The 19,939-nt window shown below is 68.8% G+C and carries 19 protein-coding genes; 14 read left to right on the plus strand and 5 right to left on the minus strand.

What is annotated here, in order from left to right; all coding sequences use genetic code 11:
* The first annotated feature begins 9 nt into the window (after positions 1-9).
* Positions 10-1,287 (plus strand): MFS transporter, encoded by a 1,278-nt coding sequence (locus JOY88_RS02295; RefSeq protein WP_293500039.1) that lies wholly within the window; start codon positions 10-12, stop codon positions 1,285-1,287.
* Positions 1,284-1,862, plus strand: a complete 579-nt coding sequence (locus JOY88_RS02300; protein WP_293500041.1) for a GNAT family N-acetyltransferase — start codon at positions 1,284-1,286, stop codon at positions 1,860-1,862. The genes JOY88_RS02295 and JOY88_RS02300 overlap by 4 nt, the downstream gene beginning before the upstream one ends.
* 6 nt (positions 1,863-1,868) lie before the next feature.
* Here the strand turns inward: JOY88_RS02300 and JOY88_RS02305 are convergent, their stop codons facing one another.
* Both JOY88_RS02305 and ugpQ read right to left on the minus strand, forming a co-directional pair.
* Positions 1,869-2,717 carry a hypothetical protein gene (locus JOY88_RS02305; protein ID WP_293500042.1) on the minus strand — a complete coding sequence of 283 codons (849 nt, stop codon included), beginning with the start codon at positions 2,715-2,717 and terminating at the stop codon, positions 1,869-1,871.
* 16 nt (positions 2,718-2,733) lie between these two features.
* The gene (ugpQ, locus tag JOY88_RS02310) at positions 2,734-3,471 is read right to left on the minus strand and encodes a glycerophosphodiester phosphodiesterase (protein WP_293500044.1); all 738 of its coding nucleotides are present in this window, start codon (positions 3,469-3,471) and stop codon (positions 2,734-2,736) included.
* A gap of 48 nt (positions 3,472-3,519) precedes the next feature.
* Between ugpQ and JOY88_RS02315 the strand changes: the two genes are divergently transcribed.
* The 3 genes from JOY88_RS02315 to JOY88_RS02325 are packed head-to-tail and all read left to right on the plus strand — an operon-like array spanning position 3,520 to position 8,172.
* On the plus strand, positions 3,520-7,368 hold the full coding sequence (locus JOY88_RS02315) for a DUF3683 domain-containing protein (RefSeq protein WP_293500046.1): 3,849 nt from the start codon (positions 3,520-3,522) through the stop codon (positions 7,366-7,368).
* A complete protein-coding gene (locus tag JOY88_RS02320) occupies positions 7,368-7,730 on the plus strand; it encodes a 2OG-Fe(II) oxygenase family protein (RefSeq protein WP_293500048.1) in 363 nt (120 codons plus the stop codon). Before JOY88_RS02315 ends, JOY88_RS02320 begins: the two co-directional genes overlap by 1 nt.
* Position 7,731: 1 nt before the next feature.
* The gene (locus JOY88_RS02325; RefSeq protein WP_293500050.1) at positions 7,732-8,172 is read left to right on the plus strand and encodes an HIT family protein; all 441 of its coding nucleotides are present in this window, start codon (positions 7,732-7,734) and stop codon (positions 8,170-8,172) included.
* Here JOY88_RS02325 and JOY88_RS02330 read toward each other — a convergent pair.
* From JOY88_RS02330 to JOY88_RS02340, 3 genes are all read right to left on the minus strand, one after another.
* Positions 8,145-8,642: a hypothetical protein gene (locus JOY88_RS02330; protein WP_293500052.1), complete on the minus strand. Its 498-nt coding sequence runs from the start codon at positions 8,640-8,642 to the stop codon at positions 8,145-8,147. The two genes, JOY88_RS02325 and JOY88_RS02330, sit on opposite strands and share 28 nt — an antisense overlap.
* A gap of 241 nt (positions 8,643-8,883) precedes the next feature.
* Positions 8,884-9,381, minus strand: coding sequence for a hypothetical protein (locus tag JOY88_RS02335; RefSeq protein ID WP_293500054.1), 498 nt, complete (start codon positions 9,379-9,381; stop codon positions 8,884-8,886).
* Positions 9,382-9,591: 210 nt separating this feature from the next.
* Positions 9,592-11,628, minus strand: coding sequence for a M13 family metallopeptidase (locus tag JOY88_RS02340; RefSeq protein ID WP_293500055.1), 2,037 nt, complete (start codon positions 11,626-11,628; stop codon positions 9,592-9,594).
* 105 nt (positions 11,629-11,733) lie between these two features.
* Between JOY88_RS02340 and pstS the strand changes: the two genes are divergently transcribed.
* The 9 genes from pstS to epsI all read left to right on the plus strand — a co-directional run bounded on the left by pstS (position 11,734) and on the right by epsI (position 19,933).
* Positions 11,734-12,780, plus strand: a complete 1,047-nt coding sequence (gene pstS, locus JOY88_RS02345; RefSeq protein ID WP_293500057.1) for a phosphate ABC transporter substrate-binding protein PstS — start codon at positions 11,734-11,736, stop codon at positions 12,778-12,780.
* 14 nt (positions 12,781-12,794) lie between these two features.
* Complete coding sequence (locus JOY88_RS02350; protein WP_293500059.1) at positions 12,795-13,187, plus strand: gamma-butyrobetaine hydroxylase family protein; 393 nt, start codon at positions 12,795-12,797, stop codon at positions 13,185-13,187.
* 4 nt (positions 13,188-13,191) lie between these two features.
* A complete protein-coding gene (gene ubiE, locus JOY88_RS02355; RefSeq protein ID WP_293500061.1) occupies positions 13,192-13,923 on the plus strand; it encodes a bifunctional demethylmenaquinone methyltransferase/2-methoxy-6-polyprenyl-1,4-benzoquinol methylase UbiE in 732 nt (243 codons plus the stop codon).
* 239 nt (positions 13,924-14,162) lie between these two features.
* Positions 14,163-15,131, plus strand: a complete 969-nt coding sequence (locus JOY88_RS02360) for an EpsD family peptidyl-prolyl cis-trans isomerase (protein WP_293500063.1) — start codon at positions 14,163-14,165, stop codon at positions 15,129-15,131.
* The gene (gene epsE, locus JOY88_RS02365) at positions 15,131-15,961 is read left to right on the plus strand and encodes a polysaccharide export protein EpsE (RefSeq protein WP_293500118.1); all 831 of its coding nucleotides are present in this window, start codon (positions 15,131-15,133) and stop codon (positions 15,959-15,961) included. The genes JOY88_RS02360 and epsE overlap by 1 nt, the downstream gene beginning before the upstream one ends.
* Before the next feature lie 21 nt (positions 15,962-15,982).
* Positions 15,983-17,404 (plus strand): chain length determinant protein EpsF, encoded by a 1,422-nt coding sequence (gene epsF, locus JOY88_RS02370; protein WP_293500064.1) that lies wholly within the window; start codon positions 15,983-15,985, stop codon positions 17,402-17,404.
* A 42-nt stretch (positions 17,405-17,446) separates the two neighbouring features.
* The gene (locus tag JOY88_RS02375; protein ID WP_293500065.1) at positions 17,447-18,328 is read left to right on the plus strand and encodes a polysaccharide biosynthesis tyrosine autokinase; all 882 of its coding nucleotides are present in this window, start codon (positions 17,447-17,449) and stop codon (positions 18,326-18,328) included.
* Positions 18,329-18,398: 70 nt separating this feature from the next.
* Positions 18,399-19,256, plus strand: a complete 858-nt coding sequence (gene xrtB / locus JOY88_RS02380; RefSeq protein WP_293500066.1) for an exosortase B — start codon at positions 18,399-18,401, stop codon at positions 19,254-19,256.
* On the plus strand, positions 19,253-19,933 hold the full coding sequence (gene epsI / locus JOY88_RS02385) for an exosortase-associated protein EpsI, B-type (RefSeq protein WP_293500067.1): 681 nt from the start codon (positions 19,253-19,255) through the stop codon (positions 19,931-19,933). The genes xrtB and epsI overlap by 4 nt, the downstream gene beginning before the upstream one ends.
* Positions 19,934-19,939 lie beyond the last annotated feature (6 nt).

Consider the following 19,939-nt stretch of genomic DNA (forward strand, 5'->3'; position numbering starts at 1 on the left):
CAGCCCGTCATGTTCTCCCGCCTGATCCAGTTCTTCACCCTCGCGCCCGGCGACCTGCTGCGCGACGCGGTCTACCGCCGCCTGTGGTCGTCCATCCTGACGTCCTCGCTCGGTGGCCAGATCACCATGCTGGCCCTGCCGCTGACGGCGGCCGTGCTGCTGCAAGCCAGCCCCACGCAGATGGGCCTGCTGCAGGCGATGGAGATCCTTCCCTTCGTGTTGTTCTCGCTGCCGGCCGGCGTGCTGCTGGACCGCGTCCGCAAGCTGCCCGTCTACATCTGGGGCGAGAGCCTGCTGGCGGTGGCCGTGGCCACCGTGCCGCTGGCTGCCTGGCTGGGTTGGCTGGGCATGGGCTGGCTGTACGTCGTCGGCTTCGTGCTGGGCTGCGTCTACACGGTGGCCGGAAGCGCGGCGCAGATCGTGCTGACCCAGGTGGTGCCGCGCGAGCGCCTGGTGGAGGCCCATGCGAAGAACGCGCTGGCTTCTTCGGGCGCCGAAGTGGCCGGGCCGGGGCTGGCGGGCGCGCTGATCAAGCTGCTGGGCGCGCCGCTGGCACTGGCCGTGAACGCGGGGCTGCTGCTGGTGTCGGCCGGCATCCTGCGCGGCATCCGCGTGCAGGAGACGCTGGCGGCGCGGCGCGACCAGCATTTCTGGACCGAGCTCAAGGCCGGCCTTCGCTTCGTGCGCGAACGCCGGCTGCTCGTGAGCCTGGCCACGGCGGTGGGCTGCTGGCAGCTCTTTCACAACGCGGCGCTGGTGGTGCAGATCCTGTACGCCACGCGCGAGCTGCAGCTGAGCCCGCAGACGGTGGGCCTGTCCTATGTCGCGCTGGGGGCCGGCACCGTGCTGGCCAGCGTGTTCGGCCACCGCATCAGCCGCCGTGTCGGCCCGGGGCCCTGCCTGGTGCTGGGCTTCGCGGCCTGCGGGGCCGGCTGGGCGCAACTGGCGGCGATGCCGGCGCGCTGGGGTGTGCCCAGCTTCGCGCTGATGCTGTTCGCCTTCGGCGTCGGCGCCGTGCTGATCTTCATCAACTTCCTGTCGCTGCGCCAGGCCGTCACGCCGGCGCCCATGCTGGGCCGCATGACGAGCACCATGCGCTGGCTCATCCTGCTGCCGGCCGGCCCTGGCGCGCTGATCGGCGGCTGGCTGGGCGAGCATATGGGGCTGCGCTCGGCGCTGGCCTTCTCGGGCGCGGGTGCCTGCCTGCTGGCGACGCTGGCCTGGCGGCATCCGGTGATACGCGGCGTGCGCGAGCTGCCCAAGCCGGTGGAGGTTGTGACGGCATGAGCATCGAAGCCCCGCTGATCGACGTTCCCGAGCGCCTGACCGGCGAGCGCACCGTGCTGCTGGTGCCGCGCGCCGGCACGGGGGCGGAGATGGCTGTGGTCATCGCGCAGTCCCTCTCGCACCTGCGGCCCTGGATGCCGTGGGCGCAGGAGGCGCCCACGGCCGAGAGTTCGGAGCTCGTCGTGCGCCGCATGCAGGCCGACTTCATCGCCCGTCGCGACCTGTGTTTCCACATGCATGCCCGCCGCGCCGACGGCAGCGCCGGCCGCCTGCTGGGCGGCACGGGGCTGCACCGCATCGACTGGGCCGTGCGCCGCTTCGAGATCGGCTATTGGGTACGTCCCGAGGCGCAGGGCCAGGGGCATGCCAGCGAGACCGTGCAGCTGCTGGCTGCGCTGGCGTTCGGCCAGCTGGGTGCCAGGCGCGTCGAGATCCGGATGGACTCGCACAACGCGAAAAGCCGTGCCGTCGCGCAGCGCTGCGGCTTCGAGCTGGAGGGCATTCTGCGCTGCGACAGCCTGGGCGTGGACGGTGCGCCGCGGGACACCTGCGTCTACGCGCGCATCGCGGGTTGAGCGGCGTCAGCGCGCGGCGCTGGCCGGCGGCGAGGCAGTGATCTGGCCGAGGTCGACCTCGGTGTCGATGCGGGTGCCGGCGATGAACATCGGCCCCGCGGTCAACGGGCCCGGGCCGCTCTTGCCGTTTGGCCGTTGCTGCCAACGGGTGCCGCCTGCGCTGGTGTTGAGCCCGATGACATGGATCGACGTGTAGCTTGCGAGCATCTCGGCGAACGATGGGCCGTTCGCGCGGACCCTTGCCTTGAAGTCAAGCGTCGTCAGCACGTTGCCGGCCAACGCAACGATGGTGTAGCCCTGGTGCGTGATCTGCGTGACCCAGACCTTGTCTGCCATCGTGCGTTCGAGGATGGCCTCGTAGCGTGCGATATCAGCATCGGAGAACGTGCTCCGGTCGGTGGCAGGCGGGGCGATAGGGTGGCGATCGAACCGCATGGCCAGCACGCCCACGCGCTGGCCCGCCTGCCGCCATAGGCGCACCTGTTCGATCAGCGCCAGCATGGCCTCGCTGCTGCCGCCGTCCTGGAAGGGGCCCGCCCAGGCGCCGGTGCCGACGAGTGCCCGTACATCCGAGGGCCGGCCGGCAGAAGCCAGGTAGCTGTTCAACGCCACCTGCTCCTGGCCCTCGCGTTCCAACGCCAGAATCACCGGCCGGCCGCTTTTCAGCAGGCCGCAGACCAGTTGACCCACGAAGGCTGGCGCCTGCTCGGTGCCACGCAACTCTCCGACGACGATGACGCGAGCCTGGATCTTGGCGAGATCGACCTGAGGCGGGGCGTCGCATTCTGGCGCGGCCAGCACCGTGCCAAGGGCGAGCCAGCCGGCCAGCAGCGCGGTGGCGGACTTGAGCTTCATCGTTCTCTCCCTGGGGTCATGGTTCGCCGGGGCCGAGCCGGTCCACCTCGTCCGTGATGAGACCGTCTATGCCGTCGGCGATCAGCCGCTGGGCCACCGCGGCGTCATTCACCGTGTAGACCAGCGCCCGCCAGCCGTTGGCGTGCAGGCGCTCGATGAGGCTGCGCTCCATCAGCTGCCAGTTCGTGATGACGGCGACGACGCCCAACGCCTCGGCGACCTCGGGCCAGCCGGGCCAGAGTTCGTCCAGCAGGAGTGCGCGGGGCAGGGCGGGCTCCGCGTCGCGAGCGGCGGCCAGGGCCTCGGGCTTGAAGCTGCTCAGCAGCGGCGGCAGCGCGCCGGCCCACAGCCGCGCGGCTTCGCGCGCGACGGCCGCGCCCGTGCGCGCCTCGTCGCCGGGGCAGGGCTTGATCTCGACGTTGAGCATGCAGGCATTGGCCTGGCAGAAGGCGGCAATCTGCGCGAAGCGCGGCAGCGGCTCGGCGGCATAGGGCGGGCTGTGCCAGCTGCCGGCGTCCAGCCGGGCCAGCGTCGCCCAGTCCATGCCGGCGGGCGAGCCCCGGCCGTTGCTGGTGCGCTCGAGCGTGTCGTCATGCAGCAGGAAGGCTTCGCCGTCCCGGCTGAGCTTGACGTCACATTCGAAGGCTCGGAAGCCGAAGCCATGGCCCCGCCTGAACGCGGCCAGCGTGTTCTCCGGGGCGAGCGGGCCGGCGCCGCGGTGGGCCAGCCAAAGGGGATAGGGCCAGGGCTTCATCCCGCGCATTCTGGGGTGAAACCCCCTGCGCTACGATCCTTTCCCTCTATGAACGCCCCGCATCCCCTGCTGCCGGAGGCCGCTGCAGCCGCCGACACCGACGCGCCGCGCCTGCGCGAAATTCCGTACAACTACACGTCGTTCTCCGACCGCGAGATCGTCATCCGCTTGCTGGGCCCCCGGGCCTGGGAGCTGCTGGACAAGCTGCGGCTGGAGCGGCGCACGGGTCGATCCGCGCGCATGCTGTACGAGGTGCTGGGCGACATCTGGGTGGTGCAGCGCAACCCCTACCTGCAGGACGACCTGCTGGACAACCCCAAGCGCCGTGCCCTGCTGATCGAGGCCTTGCACCACCGCCTGGCCGAGGTGCAGAAGCGCCGCGACCCGGCGAGCGACCCGCAGCGCGACGCGGCCGTGGGCGAGTTGCTGAATGCCGCGCGCGGCGCGGTGGCCGAGTTCGCCCAGTTCTTCGACAGCGTCACCACGCTGCGCAAGCGCGCTGCCAGGACGCTGGCCCGCCACACGGCCAGGGACAACATCAAGTTCGACGGCCTGTCGCGCGTGTCGCATGTGACGGACGCGACCGACTGGCGCGTGGAATACCCCTTCGTCGTGCTGACGCCCGACACCGAGGCCGAGATGGCCGGGCTGGTGGGGGCCTGCTTCGAGCTCGGGCTGACTGTCATCCCGCGCGGCGGCGGCACGGGCTACACGGGCGGCGCGGTGCCGCTGGTGTGGAACAGCGCCGTCATCAACACCGAGAAGCTGGAGGCGCTGCGCGGTGTCGAGATGCTGCGCCTGCCGGGCCTCGCCGCCGAGGTGCCCACCATCTTCAGCGAGGCAGGCGTCGTCACGCAGCGCGTGGCGGACCTGGCCGAGGCGAATGGCTTCGTGTTCGCGGTCGACCCGACCTCGGCCGAGGCCAGCTGCATAGGCGGCAACGTGGCCATGAATGCGGGCGGCAAGAAGGCGGTGCTGTGGGGCACGGCGCTGGACAACCTGGCGAGCTGGAAGATGGTGACGCCGGAGGCCAAGTGGCTGGAGGTCGAGCGCCTCAACCACAACCTCGGCAAGATCCACGACGTGGAGGTCGCGAGCTTCGAGTTGCGCTACTTCGACGCCACCGGCAAGGTGCTGGAGCGCACCGAGCGGCTGGACATCCCCGGCCGGGTGTTCCGCAAGGAGGGCCTGGGCAAGGACGTGACGGACAAGTTCCTCGCCGGCCTGCCGGGCATACAGAAGGAAGGCTGCGACGGCCTCATCACCAGCGCGCGCTGGATCGTGCACCGCATGCCCGCGCACACGCGCACGGTGTGCCTGGAGTTCTTCGGCAATCCCAAGGACTGCGTGCCCAGCATCGTCGACATCAAGGACTACATGTTCTCGATCGCGGACACGGGCGTGCTGCTGGCGGGCCTGGAGCATCTGGACGACCGCTACCTGAAGGCGGTGGGCTATGCGACCAAGAGCAAGCGCGCCGTCCTGCCCAAGATGGTGCTGGTGGGCGACATCGTCGGCGACGACGCCGACGCGGTGGCGCGTGCCACCAGCGAGGTCGTGCGCCTGGCCAACGGCCGCTCGGGCGAGGGCTTCGTCGCCGTCAGCGCCGACGCGCGCAAGAAGTTCTGGCTGGACCGCAAGCGCACCGCGGCCATCAGCAAGCACACGAACGCGTTCAAGGTGAACGAGGACGTGGTGATCCCGCTGCACCGCATGGGCGAGTACACGCTGGGCATCGAGCGCATCAACATCGAGCTCTCGTTGCGCAACAAGCTGGAGCTGGTGACGGCGCTCCAGACGCTGTTTGCGGCCGGCCGACTGCCGCTGGGCAAGAGCGACGACGCGGGCGAGATCCCCAGCGCCGAGCTGCTGGAGGACCGTGTGCAGCAGGCGCTGGCGCTGCTGCGCGAGGTGGGCGAGCAGTGGCGCCAATGGCTGGACGGCCTGGACAGCGCCGGTTTCTTCGAGCGGTTGCAGACGCATGAGCTGCGCGCCTCGTGGCGGGCGCAGATCCTCAAGCCGCTGCAGGCCCTGTTCAGCGGCGCGGCCTTCGAGCCGCTGCTGGCCGAGTGCAAGCGCATCCACAAGGAGGTGCTGCGCGGCCGCGTCTGGGTGGCCCTGCACATGCACGCGGGCGACGGCAACGTCCACACCAACATCCCCGTCAACAGCGACAACTACCAGATGCTGCAGACGGCCCACGAGGCCGTGGCGCGCATCATGACGCTGGCGCGCTCGCTGGACGGCGTCATCTCGGGCGAGCACGGCATAGGCATCACCAAGGTCGAGTTCCTGAGCGACGCCGAGCTGGCCGCGTTCACCGAGTACAAGCAGCGCATCGACCCCGAAGGCCGCTTCAACAAGGGCAAGCTGCTGAAGGATGCGGACCTGCGCAATGCCTACACGCCGTCCTTCGGCCTGATGGGGCATGAGTCGCTGATCATGCAGCAGAGCGACATCGGCGAGATCGCCAACTCGGTCAAGGACTGCCTGCGCTGCGGCAAGTGCAAGCCGGTCTGCGCGACGCATGTGCCGCGTGCCAACCTGCTCTACAGCCCGCGCAACAAGATCCTCGCCACCTCGCTGCTGGTGGAGGCCTTCCTGTACGAGGAGCAGACGCGCCGCGGCGTGTCCATCAAGCATTGGCAGGAGTTCGAGGACGTGGCCGACCACTGCACGGTCTGCCACAAATGCCTGACGCCCTGCCCGGTCAAGATCGACTTCGGCGACGTGACGATGAACATGCGCAACCTGTTGCGCAAGATGGGCCAGAAGACCTGGCGTCCCGGCAACGCGGCGGCGATGTTCATGCTGAACGCGACCAACCCGGAAACCATCAAGCTCGCGCGCACGGCCATGGTGGGCCTGGGCTTCAAGGCGCAGCGCCTGGCCGTGGACCTGTTCAAGCCCGCAGGCCGCAAGCAGACCAGCGCGCCGCCGGCCACCGTCGGCGCAGCGCCGGTCAAGGAACAGGTCATCCACTTCATCAACAAGAAGCTGCCCGGCGGCCTGCCCAAGAAGACGGCGCGGGCGCTCCTGGACATCGAGGACAAGAACTACGTGCCCATCATTCGCCCGCCGGCCACGGCGAGCGAGACGGAGGCGGTGTTCTATTTCCCCGGCTGCGGCTCGGAGCGCCTGTTCAGCCAGGTGGGCCTGGCCACGCAGGCCATGCTGTGGCATGCCGGTGTGCAGACCGTGCTGCCGCCTGGCTACCTGTGCTGTGGTTACCCGCAGCGCGGCTCGGGCCAGTTCGACAAGGCCGAGAAGATGATCACCGACAACCGGGTGCTCTTCCACCGCGTCGCCAACACGTTGAACTACCTGGACATCAAGACCGTGGTGGTCAGCTGCGGCACCTGCTTCGACCAGCTGCAGGGCTACAAGTTCGAGGACATCTTCCCTGGTTGCCGCATCATCGACATCCACGAGTACCTGCTGGAGAAGGGCATCACGCTGGGCTCCAAGAGCAGCTACCTGTACCACGACCCCTGCCATTCGCCGATGAAGCAGCAGGAGCCGATGAAGACGGTGAGGGCGCTGGTGGGCGAGGGTGTCGTCAAGAGCGAGCGCTGCTGCGGCGAGAGCGGCACGCTGGGCGTCACGCGGCCTGACATCTCCACGCAGGTGCGCTTCCGCAAGGAAGAGGAACTGCGCAAGACCGAAGCCCAGTTGCGCGCGAGCGGCAAGGTGGGGGCGGACGACAATCTGAAGATCCTCACCTCCTGCCCCAGCTGTCTGCAAGGTCTGAGCCGCTACGGCAACGACCTGCAGAACGGCCTGCTGGAAGCCGACTACATCGTCGTCGAGATGGCGCGCCAGATCCTGGGCGACAACTGGATGCCCGACTACGTGGCCAGGGCCAACAACGGCGGCATCGAGCGGGTGCTGGTGTGATGTTGGCGGGCTACCTGCGCACCGCCTTCAGGTGGCAGCGCGGGCGCCAGGGCAGCGGCTACGACAAGATGCTGCTGCTCACGGCGCGCTGGCCGCTGCCCTTCGACAGCTACCTGATCCGCTACCCCGAGGGCAGCGCCATCCCACCGCATACGGACCCGGTGCGGGCCGGGCGCCATTACCGGCTCAACATCGTCCTGAAGGCCTCGCCGCGTGGCGGCGAGTTCGTCTGCGCGACGCCGATCTGGCAGAGCCGGCGCATCAAGTTCTTCCGGCCCGACGCCTGCGAGCACAGCGTGACGCGCGTCGAGGGTGGCAGCCGCTACGTGCTGTCGCTGGGCTGGGTACTCGGAGATCGATGACATGAATTGCCCGCTATGCACGACCGATGGTGGCCTCGTCGTCGCGCGCACGCCCCGGTTCCGTGTCGTGCGCGCCGTCGAGGGCGACGAGGCGCTGCGCTTCCCGGCCTTCTACCGTCTCATCTGGTCCGACCATGTCGCCGAGTTCAGCGACCTCGCGGCCGCGGACAGGCATGCCTGCATGGATGCCGTCACCGAGATCGAGCGCCAGCTGAGAGCCCTGCTCACGCCGACCAAGGTCAACATTGCCAGCCTCGGCAATGTCGTGCCGCATCTGCACTGGCATGTCATCGCGCGCTTCGACTGGGACAGCCATTTCCCGGCGCCCGTCTGGGCCGGCGCGCAGCGTGACTTCCCCGGCGGCGCAGCGGCCCGTTTGCGGCTGCCGCTGCAGCGTGTCGACGCGGCGATTGCTCAGTCGTTGAGCAGTGCGATCCGGTAGCCCGCGCGTGTGAGGCCAGCCGTGCGCTGGCTGCGGTCGTCGGGGTCGAGGAAATCGATGCGGAAGCGGTAGATCTGCGGGCCGGCCGAGGCCTGCTGGCCGCAGTCAAGGTCGTTGATGGCGTGGCGCACGGAGCGCTCGATGCTGCTGGACATGCCTTCGGCCTGGACCGCGGTGATGTTGCCGCCGTCCATGACGAGCTGGACCTTGACCTGGCCGGTGCGGCGCTCGCGGTCCCAGGTGGTCTGCAGCGAATCCTGCAATTGCCGGTCAATGGCGTTGCAGCTGGCGCGCACGTCGTAGCGCGCGGGTGCTTCGATGACGTGGCCGCTGATTTCTACGCGGTCCAGGCCGGCGGTCTGGGCCAGCGCAGGGCCCGCCGTCAGCGCCAGCGTGAGGGCGCAGGCAAGGCCGGCAAACAGGCCGTTGAGCAGCGGTGTGCGCTGGGCGATGGAATAACGGATGGGCATGATGGGCTCCTGTTGGGGCTGAGCGGGCGGGCAATGCAAAACGCGTCGACCCGTTTTCAGACTAGGCGCCGGAATGCACGCCCCCAAGCCGCAAGCGATGAGTTGCTTGGGGCATGCGACGACGCGCCGAAAACCGTGACCGAACTGCGGGGCGCCGCGAGTGCGCGTTCGGCGGCTTGGATGCCGGTCGTCATGGGGCTCGCCATGCCGGGATGCCCACCGGGGTGACTTCCGTCATCGCTCAGCGAATCTCGACGAGCGCGATGCGGCTGGGTTGGTCGGCACCGGCCACGGTGTCCGGCATGCGGTCCGGGTCGGCGAAGACGACGTGCATCCTGTAGAGGCTGGTGCCGGCCTGTGCGCCAGGGCACTCCAGATGGCCGACGGCGTTGCGCACGTCGCGCATTGCCCGGAACGACAGGCCGCTGCGCGTGTTGACGGCAGTGACCTTGCCGTCCGTGACGACGAAGCGGACGTCGACGACGCCGTAGTCGCGCTCGCGCCACCAGGTGCGCAGCAGCTCCTCCTGCAGCTTGGGCTCGATTTGCGTGCAGCTGGCATGCACATCGTAGCGCGGCGGTGCTTCGACGACATGGCCGCTGATCTCGACGCGGTCGACGCCGGCGGACTGGGCCAGCGCGGGGCCGGCGCCCAGTGCCAGCGCGGCGGCGCAGGCCAGGCCGGCGAACGGACGGTGCAGCGCCGGCGTGCGCCGGGCGCGGTGGAAGGGAGTGTGCATGACAAGCTCCTGGTGGGTCTGAAGGGAGGTCGACGCGATTCGCGTCGACCCGTCTTCAGGCTAGGCGCCCGCGGGGGCGCTCCCAAACCGGAAGCGATGAAGTGCAGCCTGCATGCGATGGTCCGCAGAAAACCGCGATTGAACGGCCTGTCGTCGCATGCGTGCCGACGACCCGTGGCCGACTTCCGTCAGCCGCGGGCCGTGGCGGGGTCACCAGACGGTGAGCGGGTCGCTCGCCACCATCGCGCTGCCCGGCTTGCAGCTGAACGCCTGCGCGAAGTAGGCCGAGTTGCTCATCGGCGTCAGCACGCGGTACTTGGCCGGCGAGTGCGAGTCGGTGCGGAGCTGGTTGATCAGGAACTCGGTGCGCACCTTGTTGCGCCACACCAGCGCGTTGCTGAGGAAGAAGCGTTGCGCCGGCGTGTAGCCGTCGACCTTCTTGTCCGCGCCGCCGCTGCGCTTGAGCGCGCGCAGCAGCCCCTCGTAGGCGATGGGCAGGCCCGACATGTCGGAGATGTTCTCGCCCAGTGTCAGGCGGCCGTTGATGTTGTAGCCCGGCAACGGCGAGATCGCGCCGTAGCGTTCGGCCACCTTGTCGGCGCGGGCCTTGTAGCCCGCGGCGTCGGCCGGCGTCCACCAGTCGGTCAGCGAGCCGCCGGCATCGAAGTTGCGGCCGCTGTCGTCGAAGTGGTGCGTGATCTCGTGGCCGATGACCATGCCGATGCCGCCGTAGTTGACGGCGTCGTCGGCCTTGGCGTCGAAGAAGGGCGGCTGCAGGATGCCGGCCGGGAAGATGATCTGGTTCAGGCCGCCGGCGAAGGCGTTGACGATGTGGGGGCTGGTGCGCCAGCGGGCGCGCTCGACGGGGGCGTCCAGGTCCTTCACCTGCTGGCCGCTCTGCCACAGCGCGGCCCGGAGCCAGTTGCCGGCGTAGTCGTTGGCGCTGAGCTGCAGGCCTTCGAACTGCGGCCATTTGTCGGGCGCACCGATCATGGGCTGCATCGCGGCCAGCTTCTCCAGCGCGCGGGCCTTGGTGCCGGGCGTCATCCATTCCAGCTTCTCGATGCGCGCCTTCATGCTGGCGCGCACGTCCTCGACCAGTTGCAACGAGCGCCGCTGCGCCTCGGGCGAGAAGGCGCGGGCGACGAACAGCTCGCCCAGCGCCAGGCCCACCGGCTCGCCGCCGGTGCGGCCGCCGATCTGCAGAATGACGTCCTCGCTGCGCGGCGCCGGGGCCTGCAGGCCGGTGATGGTCTTGCCGCGGTACTCGAACGCTGCGTCCGCGAAGGCCTTGGGCAGGCGCTGCGAGGCGGCGTCCAGCACGCGCAGCGTCAGGTAGCGGCGCCACACGTCCAGCGGCGCCTCGGCGGCCAGCTTGGCGAAGCGGGTGGCGAACTCGGGCTGGCCGACGATGAGGCGCTGTGGCGCTTTGGCGCCGGCCGTCAGCACGGCGAAGTAGCCGGTCCAGTCGAAGCCCGGCGCGGCCGCGGCCAGCTCGGCCGGGCTCATCGGGTTGTAGTTCGCGTTGGGGTCACGCATCTTGGCGCGCTCGCGCGTGGCCTCGGCGAGCTGCGTCTCGAAGGCGGTCAGCGCGTCCAGTTCGGCGTCGCTGGCCGGGCGGCCGGCGGCGGCGAGCAGGGTCTTGGCGTAGGCCCGGTAGGCCGCCTTGACGGTGCGGGTGCGCTCGTCGTCGCGGAAATAGTCGTCGCGGTCCGGCAGGCCAAGGCCGGACTGGCCCAGCATCAGCACGTTGCGGCGCGTGTCCTTGCGGTCGGGCTGCACGCCCCAGCCCAGCGGCGCGGCGATGCCGCTGCGGTTCAGCAGCGCGACCAATGCCGGCAGGTCCTCGGCGCGTTGCAGGCCGTCGACGCGGTTCAGCAGCGGCGTGATGGAGCTGATGCCGCGGGCCTCGATGGCCGCCTCGTCCATGCCGCTGGTGTAGTAGGCGGCGATCAGCTTCAGGCCGGGCGTCGTCTGCAGCGCGGGCTTGTCGGCCAGCTCCTTCAGCGCCTTCTCCAGCAATGCGTCGTTGGCCTGGCGCAACTGCTCGAAGCTGCCAATGCGGGCGCGGCTGGCGGGCAGCTCGGTGGCGGCCTCCCAGTTGCCGTTGACGAAGGCATAGAAGTCGTCGCAGGGGGCGACGTCCTTGGACAGACCGCGCAGGTCCAGGGCGTGGACCGTGGTGGACAGGCCCAGCAGGGCGGCCGCGGCGGCGGCGGCCAGGCGGTGGCGGGGGATTCGGGTCATGGGGGGCTTGAGCGGGGGAAAAGAAAGATTAGACCGTCCCTGCCGGTACGCGCCGGAAGACACAGGGCATGATTGCGGGTTTTCACCAGGACCTCGGCCCCGGACATGCCCCACTTCATGCGCGCGACTCTGGCCTTCCTTGCCTCCCTGCTGCTGTGCACAGCCATCCAGGCCCAGCCGGTGGCGGGACAAGGGGCCACGTTCCCGTCCAAGGTCTACGACACCTGGGCCCGCGCCTTCGCCAAGGCCGGCGGCGGCGCCGTCGCGTACAAGGGCACGGGCTCGGGCGATGGCATCAAGCAGATCACGGCCCGGCAGGTGGACTTCGGTGGCACCGACGCGCCGCTGGCCGCCGCCGAGCTGGCCAAGGCCAGGCTGGTGCAGATCCCCATGCTGGTGGGCGGTGTCGTGCCCGTCGTCAACCTGCCCGGCCATGGCGCGCCGCTGCAGCTCAGCGGCGAGGTGCTGGCCGACATTTTCATGGGGCGCGTCAAGGTCTGGAGCGACGCGCGCATCGCCGCGCTCAACCCCGGCGCCACGCTGCCGGCGCTGCCCATCAAGCGCGTGGTGCGTGCCGAGAAGTCGGGTACCAGCGACGGCTTCAGCCGCTATCTGGCCAGCGCTTCCGCCGCGTTCAAGGCCGAGGTGGGCGCCGGCCAGGCGCCGGCCTGGCCCGGCGAGCCGCTGAAGGCCGAGGGCAACGACGGCATGGTGCAGGCGCTGCGCGCCACGCCGGGCGCCATCGCCTACGTCTCCTACGACCGCGTGCTGCGCGACAAGCTCGCCGCCGTGAAGCTGCGCAACGCCGCCGGCCATTTCGTTGCGCCTTCGGAGCGCGGCTTCAGCGCCGCGGTGCTGGAGAGTGACATGCACCGACAGGGGGACGACCTCGCCACGCTGCTGGACCGCCCCGGCGCCGACGCCTGGCCCATCACCCTGACCAGCTTCGTCCTCGTCGACGCCGAGCCCGCCGAGGCAGCCAAGGCCCAGGGCGCGCTGAAGTTCCTGTACTGGTGCTTCATGCATGGCGACGACCTGACCCGCGGCTCCGGCTTCGCGCCGCTGCCGGTGAGCGTGCAGTCCCGCCTGGCGGCGCGCTTCACGCACGTGCGTCCCAGGGACGGCCGGCTGCCGGTCTATCAGTCGTTCTGAGGGACACTTGCGTCATGGCTTCGCCCACCGAGATCACCGTCCACCAGCAGTCCCGCGTGCTGGAGATCGCCTTCGACGATGGCGCGCGTTTCCGCATCCCGTTCGAGCTGATGCGTGTCTACAGCCCTTCCGCCGAGGTCATGGGCCATGGCCCGGGCCAGGAGGTGCTGCAGACCGGCAAGCGCGACGTCGTCATCATGGCGCTGGAGCCGGTGGGGCATTACGCCGTGCGACCCGAGTTCTCGGACGGCCATGCCAGCGGCCTGTTCTCCTGGGACTATCTCTACAAGCTCGGCAGCCAGCAGGACGCGCTGTGGCGCGACTACGAGGCTCGCCTGGCCGCCGCCGGTAAAGGCCGCGACGACGCCATGCCGGTCAAGGCCGGCGGCTCCTGCCACTCTCATTGATGCCATGACGCAGACTCATTTCGGTTTCCAGCAGGTCGACGAACAGGAGAAGGCCGGCAAGGTCCGCGGGGTGTTCGACTCCGTCGCGTCCAAGTACGACCTGATGAACGACCTGATGTCGGCCGGCCTGCATCGGGCGTGGAAGGCCTATGCCGTGCAGGTGGCCAACCTGAAGCCGGGAGAGTGTGTCCTGGACATCGCCGGCGGCACCGGGGACCTGTCGCGCGCCTTCGCCCGCAAGGTGGGTGAGACCGGCGTCGTCGTGCACACCGACATCAACGAGGCCATGCTGCGCCAGGGCCGCGACCGGCTGCTGGATGAAGGGCTCATCCTGCCCACCAGCCTGGCCGACGCCGAGAAGCTGCCGTTCAAGAGCGAGAGCTTCGACCTCGTCAGCGTCGCCTTCGGCCTGCGCAACATGACGCACAAGGACCGCGCGCTGGCCGAGATGTGCCGCGTGCTCAAGCCCGGCGGCCGGCTGTTGGTGCTGGAGTTCTCGCGCATCGCCGAGCCGCTGCGCAAGCCGTACGACTGGTACTCCTTCAACATCCTGCCCAAGCTGGGTTCGCTGTTCGCCGGCGACGCCGAGAGCTACAAGTACCTGGCCGAGTCCATCCGCATGCACCCCGACCAGGCGACGCTGAAGGCCATGATGAAGACGGCCGGATTCGGCCACGTGGACGTGCACAACATGAGCGCCGGCATCGTCGCGCTGCACGCCGGCATCAAGTGCTGAGGCCCTGCGCCTGACTCGGCGTCGCGCGCCTGATGGCGCCATGCCGGGTCGCCCCGGTCCATCCCCCATGAACATGGGGGTGCGGGAACTTTCGGCTTGAAATCGCTCTAAGCAGGGTCCGTCCGCGGTGCCTGCCATGGGTGCCGGGAGGTCCACAGAGGCGACATATCGCGCCGCTACACTCGTCCGCTCACTTGGGGCAGGAGGCCCTTCCCATGCATCACAAGGACCCGCATCAGATGGCTCACCGACTGATTAACAACCGTGTCTTCCCGCTGCTGGCTGTCGTTGCCGCCACGGCGCTGTTGGTGGCCTGCGGGGGTGACAAGGGCGACAAGGCCTCCCAGACGGCCGCCAAGGTCAACAAGGAAGAGATCACCGTCCACCAGATCAATTTCGTGCTGCAGCGCCAGCCCGGCCTCAAGCCCGAGCAGGCCGAGGCCGCGAGCCGCCAGGTGCTGGAGCGGCTGATCGACCAGGAACTCGCGGTGCAGAAGGCCCAGGAGCTCAAGCTCGACCGCGATCCGCGCGTGGTGCAGCAGATCGAAGCCGCCAAGCGCGAGATCATCTCGCGGGCCTACGCCGAGCGCGTCGGCGAGAGCGTCGCCAAGCCCGGCAACGAGGACATCGCCAAGTACTACAACGACAAGCCGGCGTTGTTCAAGGACCGCCGCATCTACAGCCTGCAGGAGCTGCAGATCGAGGCCAAGCCCGAGCAGTTCGAGGCGATCCGCGCCAAGCTGGCCGCCGCCAAAAGCCTCAACGAGTTCGCCGAGTACCTGAAGTCCGCCGAGCTGCGCTTCAGCGGCAACCAGGCCGTGCGCGCCGCCGAGCAGCTGCCGCTGGCCAGCGTGGACGCCATCTCTCGCATGAAGGATGGCGATTCCATGATCAGCCCGAACCCCGCAGGGCTGACGGTGCTCTTCCTCGTCGGCTCGCGCAGCCAGCCGGTGGACGAGGCGCGCGCGCGCCCTGCCATCGAGGCATTCCTGCTGAACCAGCGCAGGGCCGAGGCGCTGCAGAAGGACATCAAGGCGCTGCGCGACAGTTCCAAGATCGAATATGTCGGCAAGTTCGCGCAGCCCGCGCCTGCCGGCACGCCCGCGCCGCAGGCCGCCTCCGAGCCTGCGGCCCCGGCCCCGGCCCCGGCCCCGGCGGCCAGCGGCCTCGACCACGACGCCATCTCCAAGGGCATGGGCCTGAAATGATGCGGCGCGTGCAGGAACTGCTTCTCGCTGCCGCGCTCGGCCTCGGCGCCCTGGGCGCGCAGGCGCAGGCCGGTGCGCCCGCCGCCGCGGCAGCGGCCGAGTACCGCTTCGGTGCGGGCGACGTCGTGCGCGTCGTCGTCTACCAGAACCCCGACCTGACGCTGGAGACCCGGGTCTCCGAGACCGGCGTCATCAGCTACCCGCTGCTGGGCAGTGTGCGCATCGGTGGCCTCGGTGTCAGCGCCGCCGAAAAGCTCATCGCCGACGGCCTGAAGAACGGCAACTTCGTGAAGGCGCCCCAGGTCACGCTGATCCTGCTGCAGATCAAGGGCAACCAGGCCAGCGTGCTGGGCCAGGTCAATCGTCCGGGCCGCTACCCGATCGAGACGACCGACATGCGCATGACCGACCTGCTGGCCAATGCCGGCGGCGTGGCCACCACCGGCGGCGACATCGTCGTGCTCAGCGGCACGCGTGGCGGCAAGCCCTTCCGCATGGAGATCGACCTGCCCAGCGTCTTCGGCCCCAATACTGCGGCCGGTGGCGCCAGCGACGTGCTGATCCAGAACGGCGACGTGCTGTGGGTGGACCGCGCGCCGCTGGTCTACATCTACGGCGAGGTGCAGCGTCCCGGCCCGATGCGGCTGGAGCGTGGCATGACGCTGATGCAGGCCCTTGCCTCCGGTGGTGGCCTGAACCAGCGCGGCACGGAGCGTGGCATCCGCGTGCACCGCAAGTCGGCTGACGGCAAGGTCCAGGTCGTGCAGCCGGGCATGGACGACAGCCTCAAGGAGGGCGATGTGGTCTACGTCAAGGAAAGCCTGTTCTGAAAACTGTGAATTGAGCTTGCTATGACCTTCGGACAATTCATTGCCATCCTGCGCGCACGCTGGATGCTTGCCCTGGGCGTGCTGCTCGGGATCGTGCTCATCAGTGTCGCGCTGAGCCTGACTCTGCCCAAGCAGTACACGGCGACGGCCAGCATCGTGGTCGACGCCAAGCCGGATCCGTTTTCGGCACTGGGCTATCCGTCCATGGTGACGCCGGCCTTCATGGCCACGCAGGTCGACATCATCCAGAGCGATCGTGTCGCCCAGCGCGTCGTGCGCATGCTGAGGCTGACCGAGAACCCGCAGGTCCGCAAGCAGTGGATGGATGCGACCGGTGGTGAGGGCAGCATGGAAGCCTGGCTGGCCGACAGCTTCCAGAAGAAGATGGACGTCAAGCCCTCGCGCGAGTCCAACGTCGTCAGCGTCTCCTACAAGGCCCCCGATCCGAAGTTCGCGGCAGGCCTGGCCAATGCCTTCGTCCAGGCCTATCTGGACACCGTGCTGGAGTTGAAGACCGATCCGGCCAAGCGCTACAGCAGCTTCTTCGACGCCCGCTCCAAGGAGGCCCGTGACACGCTCGAGGCGGCCCAGACCAAGTTGAGCGCCTTCCAGCGCGAGAAGGGCATCTTCAACGCCGATGAGCGCCTGGACGTCGAGAACGCGCGCATGAGCGAGCTGTCCTCCCAGCTGGTGGCCTTGCAGGCTGTCTCGGCCGAATCCGTCAGCCGCAATGCCCAGGCCAGCGGCTCTTCGGCAGACCGCCTGACCGAGGTTCTGAACAGCCCCATCGTGGGTCAGCTCAAGGCCGATCTCGCGCGCTCGGAAGCCCGTCTGCAGGAACTGAGTGCCCGTCTGGGCGACAGCAATCCGCAGGTCATCGAGCTGAAGGCCAACATCGCCGAGACCAAGCTCAAGATCGCCGACGAAACCCGCCGCATCACCGGTGGCGTGGGCGTCACCAACACGATCAACAGGCAGCGTGAGGCCCAGGTCCGCTCGGAGCTCGAAGCCCAGCGCACCAAGGTGCTGCACATGAAGCAGGTCCGCGACGAAGGCTCCGTGCTGATGCGCGACGTTGACAACGCACAGAGGGCCTATGACGCCGTGCTGGCGCGCTTGACGCAATCCAGCCTGGAAGGCCAGGCCACGCAGAGCAACGTGTCCGGCCTGACCGTGGCGCTGCCGCCGCCGGACCCGTCCTTCCCGAACCTGACGCTGAACCTGCTGCTGGCCGTGTTCGGCGGCACGCTGCTGGGCGTGCTGGTGGCCTTCATCAAGGAGATCACCGACCGCCGCATCCGCCTGGTCGAGGACCTCACGGTGGGCCTGGGGATTCCCGTCATCGGCGTGATGCCCAAGCCGGGTTCGAAGAAAAAGGGCCGCCTGGCGATTGCCGACGCACAGCGTCGCGTGGTCGGTCAGCTGCCGAACCCCGCCAAGTGATCAGTCGCGAACCCAAGAGTCAGAGAAGGACGAAGATTCAACATGACCGACGCTAACGCCGGGCAATCCATGGCGGGGACCGAGGTCCGCGACCGTTCGATCGGCGCCATCATTGCCGAGACGCGCGATCTGTCGGCCGACCAGGTCGACCGGGTGCTGGCCTATCAGCGCGATCACAACGTCCGCTTCGGCGAAGCCGCCATTGCGCTGGGCTATGCCAATGCCGACGACGTGCTGTTCGCGCTGGCGCAGCAGTTCCACTATCCCTATGCGCCGGAAGAGTCGCGCCACCAGAATCCCGAACTGATCGCGCTGAACCAGCCTTTCTCGCCACAGGCGGAAGTGTTCCGCGCCGTGCGCAGCCAGGTGATGATGCGCGTCTTCAACGAGCCCGACGCGCCCCGTCGCGCTGTCGCGGTGGTGAGCCCCAACCAGGGTGATGGCAAGACCTTTTTCGCGGCCAACCTGGCCGTGGCGCTGGCCCAGCTCGGCGGCCGCACGCTGCTGGTGGATGCCGACATGCGCGGCCCGCGTCAGCACGAGGTGTTCGGTGTGCCCAACACCCATGGTCTGTCGGGCATCCTGTCCGGTCGAGCCGAGGGCCAGTTGATCCAGCAAGTCACGGCCGTGCCGGGTCTGTTCCTGCTGCCCGTCGGCATCACGCCGCCGAACCCGCTGGAGCTCATCGAGCGTCCGGCCTTCGGCCTGCTGCTGCGCGAGCTGCTGGTCAAGTTCGACTACGTGATCGTCGACACGCCCGCCGCCGAGCTCGGCGCCGACTCGCTGGTCATCGCCGCCCGTTGTGGTGCCGCGCTGCCCGTGGCGCGCAAGAGCGAATCCAAGCTGGACATGTTCCAGGAGCTTGTCCAGGGCCTGACCGACGCCTCGACCAAGATCGCTGGTGCGGTGCTGAACGAGTATTGATCGGGAACGGCGACGCAGGGCGATGGACGGGTCTTGGACGGATCGAACCGGCGTTGCAGCGAGGGAGACCATGTCGACGCTGACGCGTGAGGACAAGGGCCTGCTGGGCCTGCTGCTGCTGGGCTTCGCGGCCCTGTACCTGCCCACCTACTACGGGCTGGCCCATACGGTCTGGGCCAGCGACGAGCAGGGCCACGGGCCCATCATCCTGGCCGTCAGCCTGTGGCTGCTGTACCAGCAGCGCAGTGCGCTGGCGGCGCTGCAGGCGCGCCCGGCCTACGGGGCCGGCGCGGCGGTGTTCCTGTTCGCGCTGCTGCTCTACACCTTCGGGCGTTCGCAATCGATCTACCTGTTCGAGGTCTCCTCGCAGATATTCCTGCTCGCCGGCGGCACGCTGCTCGTCCTGGGCTGGCGCGGGCTGAGGCTGATCTGGTTCCCGCTGTTCTTCCTCATCTTCATGGTGCCTCTGCCCGAGGTGCTGGTGACCGCCGTCACGACGCCGCTGAAGTCGGCCGTGTCGGCCGTGGCGTCCAGCCTGCTGTACTGGGCCGGCTACCCGGTCGGCCGGGCCGGCGTCATCATCACGGTGGGCCAGTACCAGTTGCTGGTCGCCGATGCCTGCGCGGGCCTGAACTCGATGTTTACGCTCGAGGCGCTCGGCATGCTCTACATGAAGCTGATGAACTACACCTCGGCCGGCCGCAACATCACGCTGGCCCTGCTGCTGGTGCCGATCTCCTTCGTCGCCAACATCGTTCGCGTGATGGTGCTGGTGCTGGTGACCTACCACTTCGGTGACGCGGCGGGCCAGGGCTTCGTGCACGGCTTCGCGGGCATGGTGCTGTTCCTGGTCGCGCTGATGATCATGCTGGTCGTGGACAAGCTGCTCAACCTGTTCTGGCCCGGCAGCCGGCAAGTCAAGTCATGAAGCTCAATCGCATGGTCGTGGGGGTGATGACGGCGCTGATGCTCGCCTCCAGCGGCGCGTCGCGCTACATGACGCCGACCGAGCACCTGGCCGACAAGGTCGGCAAGCCCGACCTCGAAACGCTGTTCCCCAGGCAGTTCGGCGTCTGGCGCGTCGACGCCAACGTGCCGGTCATCCTGCCCGCGCCGGACGTGCAGGCACGCCTGGACGCGATCTACAACCAGGTGCTCAGCCGTACCTATGTCGATGATCGCGGACAGCGCATCATGCTGTCGGTCGCCTATGGCGGCGACCAGTCCGATGGCACGCGCATCCACCGGCCCGAGGTTTGCTATCCGGCGCAGGGCTTCCAGATCCTGTCCAACCGGGTTGATCACATCGGCATGCCGGGCCGCGAGCCGCTCAAGGTGCGCCGCCTCGAGTCCAAGCTGGAGCAGAGGCTGGAGCCCATCACCTACTGGGTGGTCGTGGGTGACAGTGTCGTCGTCTCGGCGTCCGAGCAGAAGCTGGCGCAACTGCGCTATGGCCTGCGGGGCGTGATCCCGGACGGCCTGCTGGTGCGGGTTTCCTCGATCGACCCCGAGGCGAGCCGGGCCTTCAGCCTTCAGCAGCAATACATCGCCGATCTTGCCCGTTCGCTGACGCCGCAGGCCAGCCTGCGGGTGTTTGGTAAGTAGGCTTGG

The organism is Roseateles sp. (genome assembly GCF_019237615.1).
Taxonomy (GTDB): Bacteria; Pseudomonadota; Gammaproteobacteria; order Burkholderiales; family Burkholderiaceae_C; genus Pelomonas.

Bases quoted from the DNA above. Each gene is read 5' to 3' on its own strand.
- JOY88_RS02305 (WP_293500042.1), bottom strand. From the start codon at position 2,717: ATGAAGCTCAAGTCCGCCACCGCGCTGCTGGCCGGCTGGCTCGCCCTT.
- epsE (WP_293500118.1), top strand. From the start codon at position 15,131: ATGCGGCGCGTGCAGGAACTGCTTCTCGCTGCCGCGCTCGGCCTCGGC.
- JOY88_RS02350 (WP_293500059.1), top strand. From the start codon at position 12,795: ATGGCTTCGCCCACCGAGATCACCGTCCACCAGCAGTCCCGCGTGCTG.
- JOY88_RS02300 (WP_293500041.1), top strand. From the start codon at position 1,284: ATGAGCATCGAAGCCCCGCTGATCGACGTTCCCGAGCGCCTGACCGGC.
- JOY88_RS02295 (WP_293500039.1), top strand. From the start codon at position 10: ATGTTCTCCCGCCTGATCCAGTTCTTCACCCTCGCGCCCGGCGACCTG.
- JOY88_RS02320 (WP_293500048.1), top strand. From the start codon at position 7,368: ATGTTGGCGGGCTACCTGCGCACCGCCTTCAGGTGGCAGCGCGGGCGC.
- epsI (WP_293500067.1), top strand. From the start codon at position 19,253: ATGAAGCTCAATCGCATGGTCGTGGGGGTGATGACGGCGCTGATGCTC.
- JOY88_RS02325 (WP_293500050.1), top strand. From the start codon at position 7,732: ATGAATTGCCCGCTATGCACGACCGATGGTGGCCTCGTCGTCGCGCGC.
- xrtB (WP_293500066.1), top strand. From the start codon at position 18,399: ATGTCGACGCTGACGCGTGAGGACAAGGGCCTGCTGGGCCTGCTGCTG.
- ubiE (WP_293500061.1), top strand. From the start codon at position 13,192: ATGACGCAGACTCATTTCGGTTTCCAGCAGGTCGACGAACAGGAGAAG.
- JOY88_RS02360 (WP_293500063.1), top strand. From the start codon at position 14,163: ATGGCTCACCGACTGATTAACAACCGTGTCTTCCCGCTGCTGGCTGTC.
- JOY88_RS02330 (WP_293500052.1), bottom strand. From the start codon at position 8,642: ATGCCCATCCGTTATTCCATCGCCCAGCGCACACCGCTGCTCAACGGC.
- JOY88_RS02315 (WP_293500046.1), top strand. From the start codon at position 3,520: ATGAACGCCCCGCATCCCCTGCTGCCGGAGGCCGCTGCAGCCGCCGAC.
- pstS (WP_293500057.1), top strand. From the start codon at position 11,734: ATGCCCCACTTCATGCGCGCGACTCTGGCCTTCCTTGCCTCCCTGCTG.
- ugpQ (WP_293500044.1), bottom strand. From the start codon at position 3,471: ATGAAGCCCTGGCCCTATCCCCTTTGGCTGGCCCACCGCGGCGCCGGC.
- epsF (WP_293500064.1), top strand. From the start codon at position 15,983: ATGACCTTCGGACAATTCATTGCCATCCTGCGCGCACGCTGGATGCTT.
- JOY88_RS02335 (WP_293500054.1), bottom strand. From the start codon at position 9,381: ATGCACACTCCCTTCCACCGCGCCCGGCGCACGCCGGCGCTGCACCGT.
- JOY88_RS02340 (WP_293500055.1), bottom strand. From the start codon at position 11,628: ATGACCCGAATCCCCCGCCACCGCCTGGCCGCCGCCGCCGCGGCCGCC.
- JOY88_RS02375 (WP_293500065.1), top strand. From the start codon at position 17,447: ATGACCGACGCTAACGCCGGGCAATCCATGGCGGGGACCGAGGTCCGC.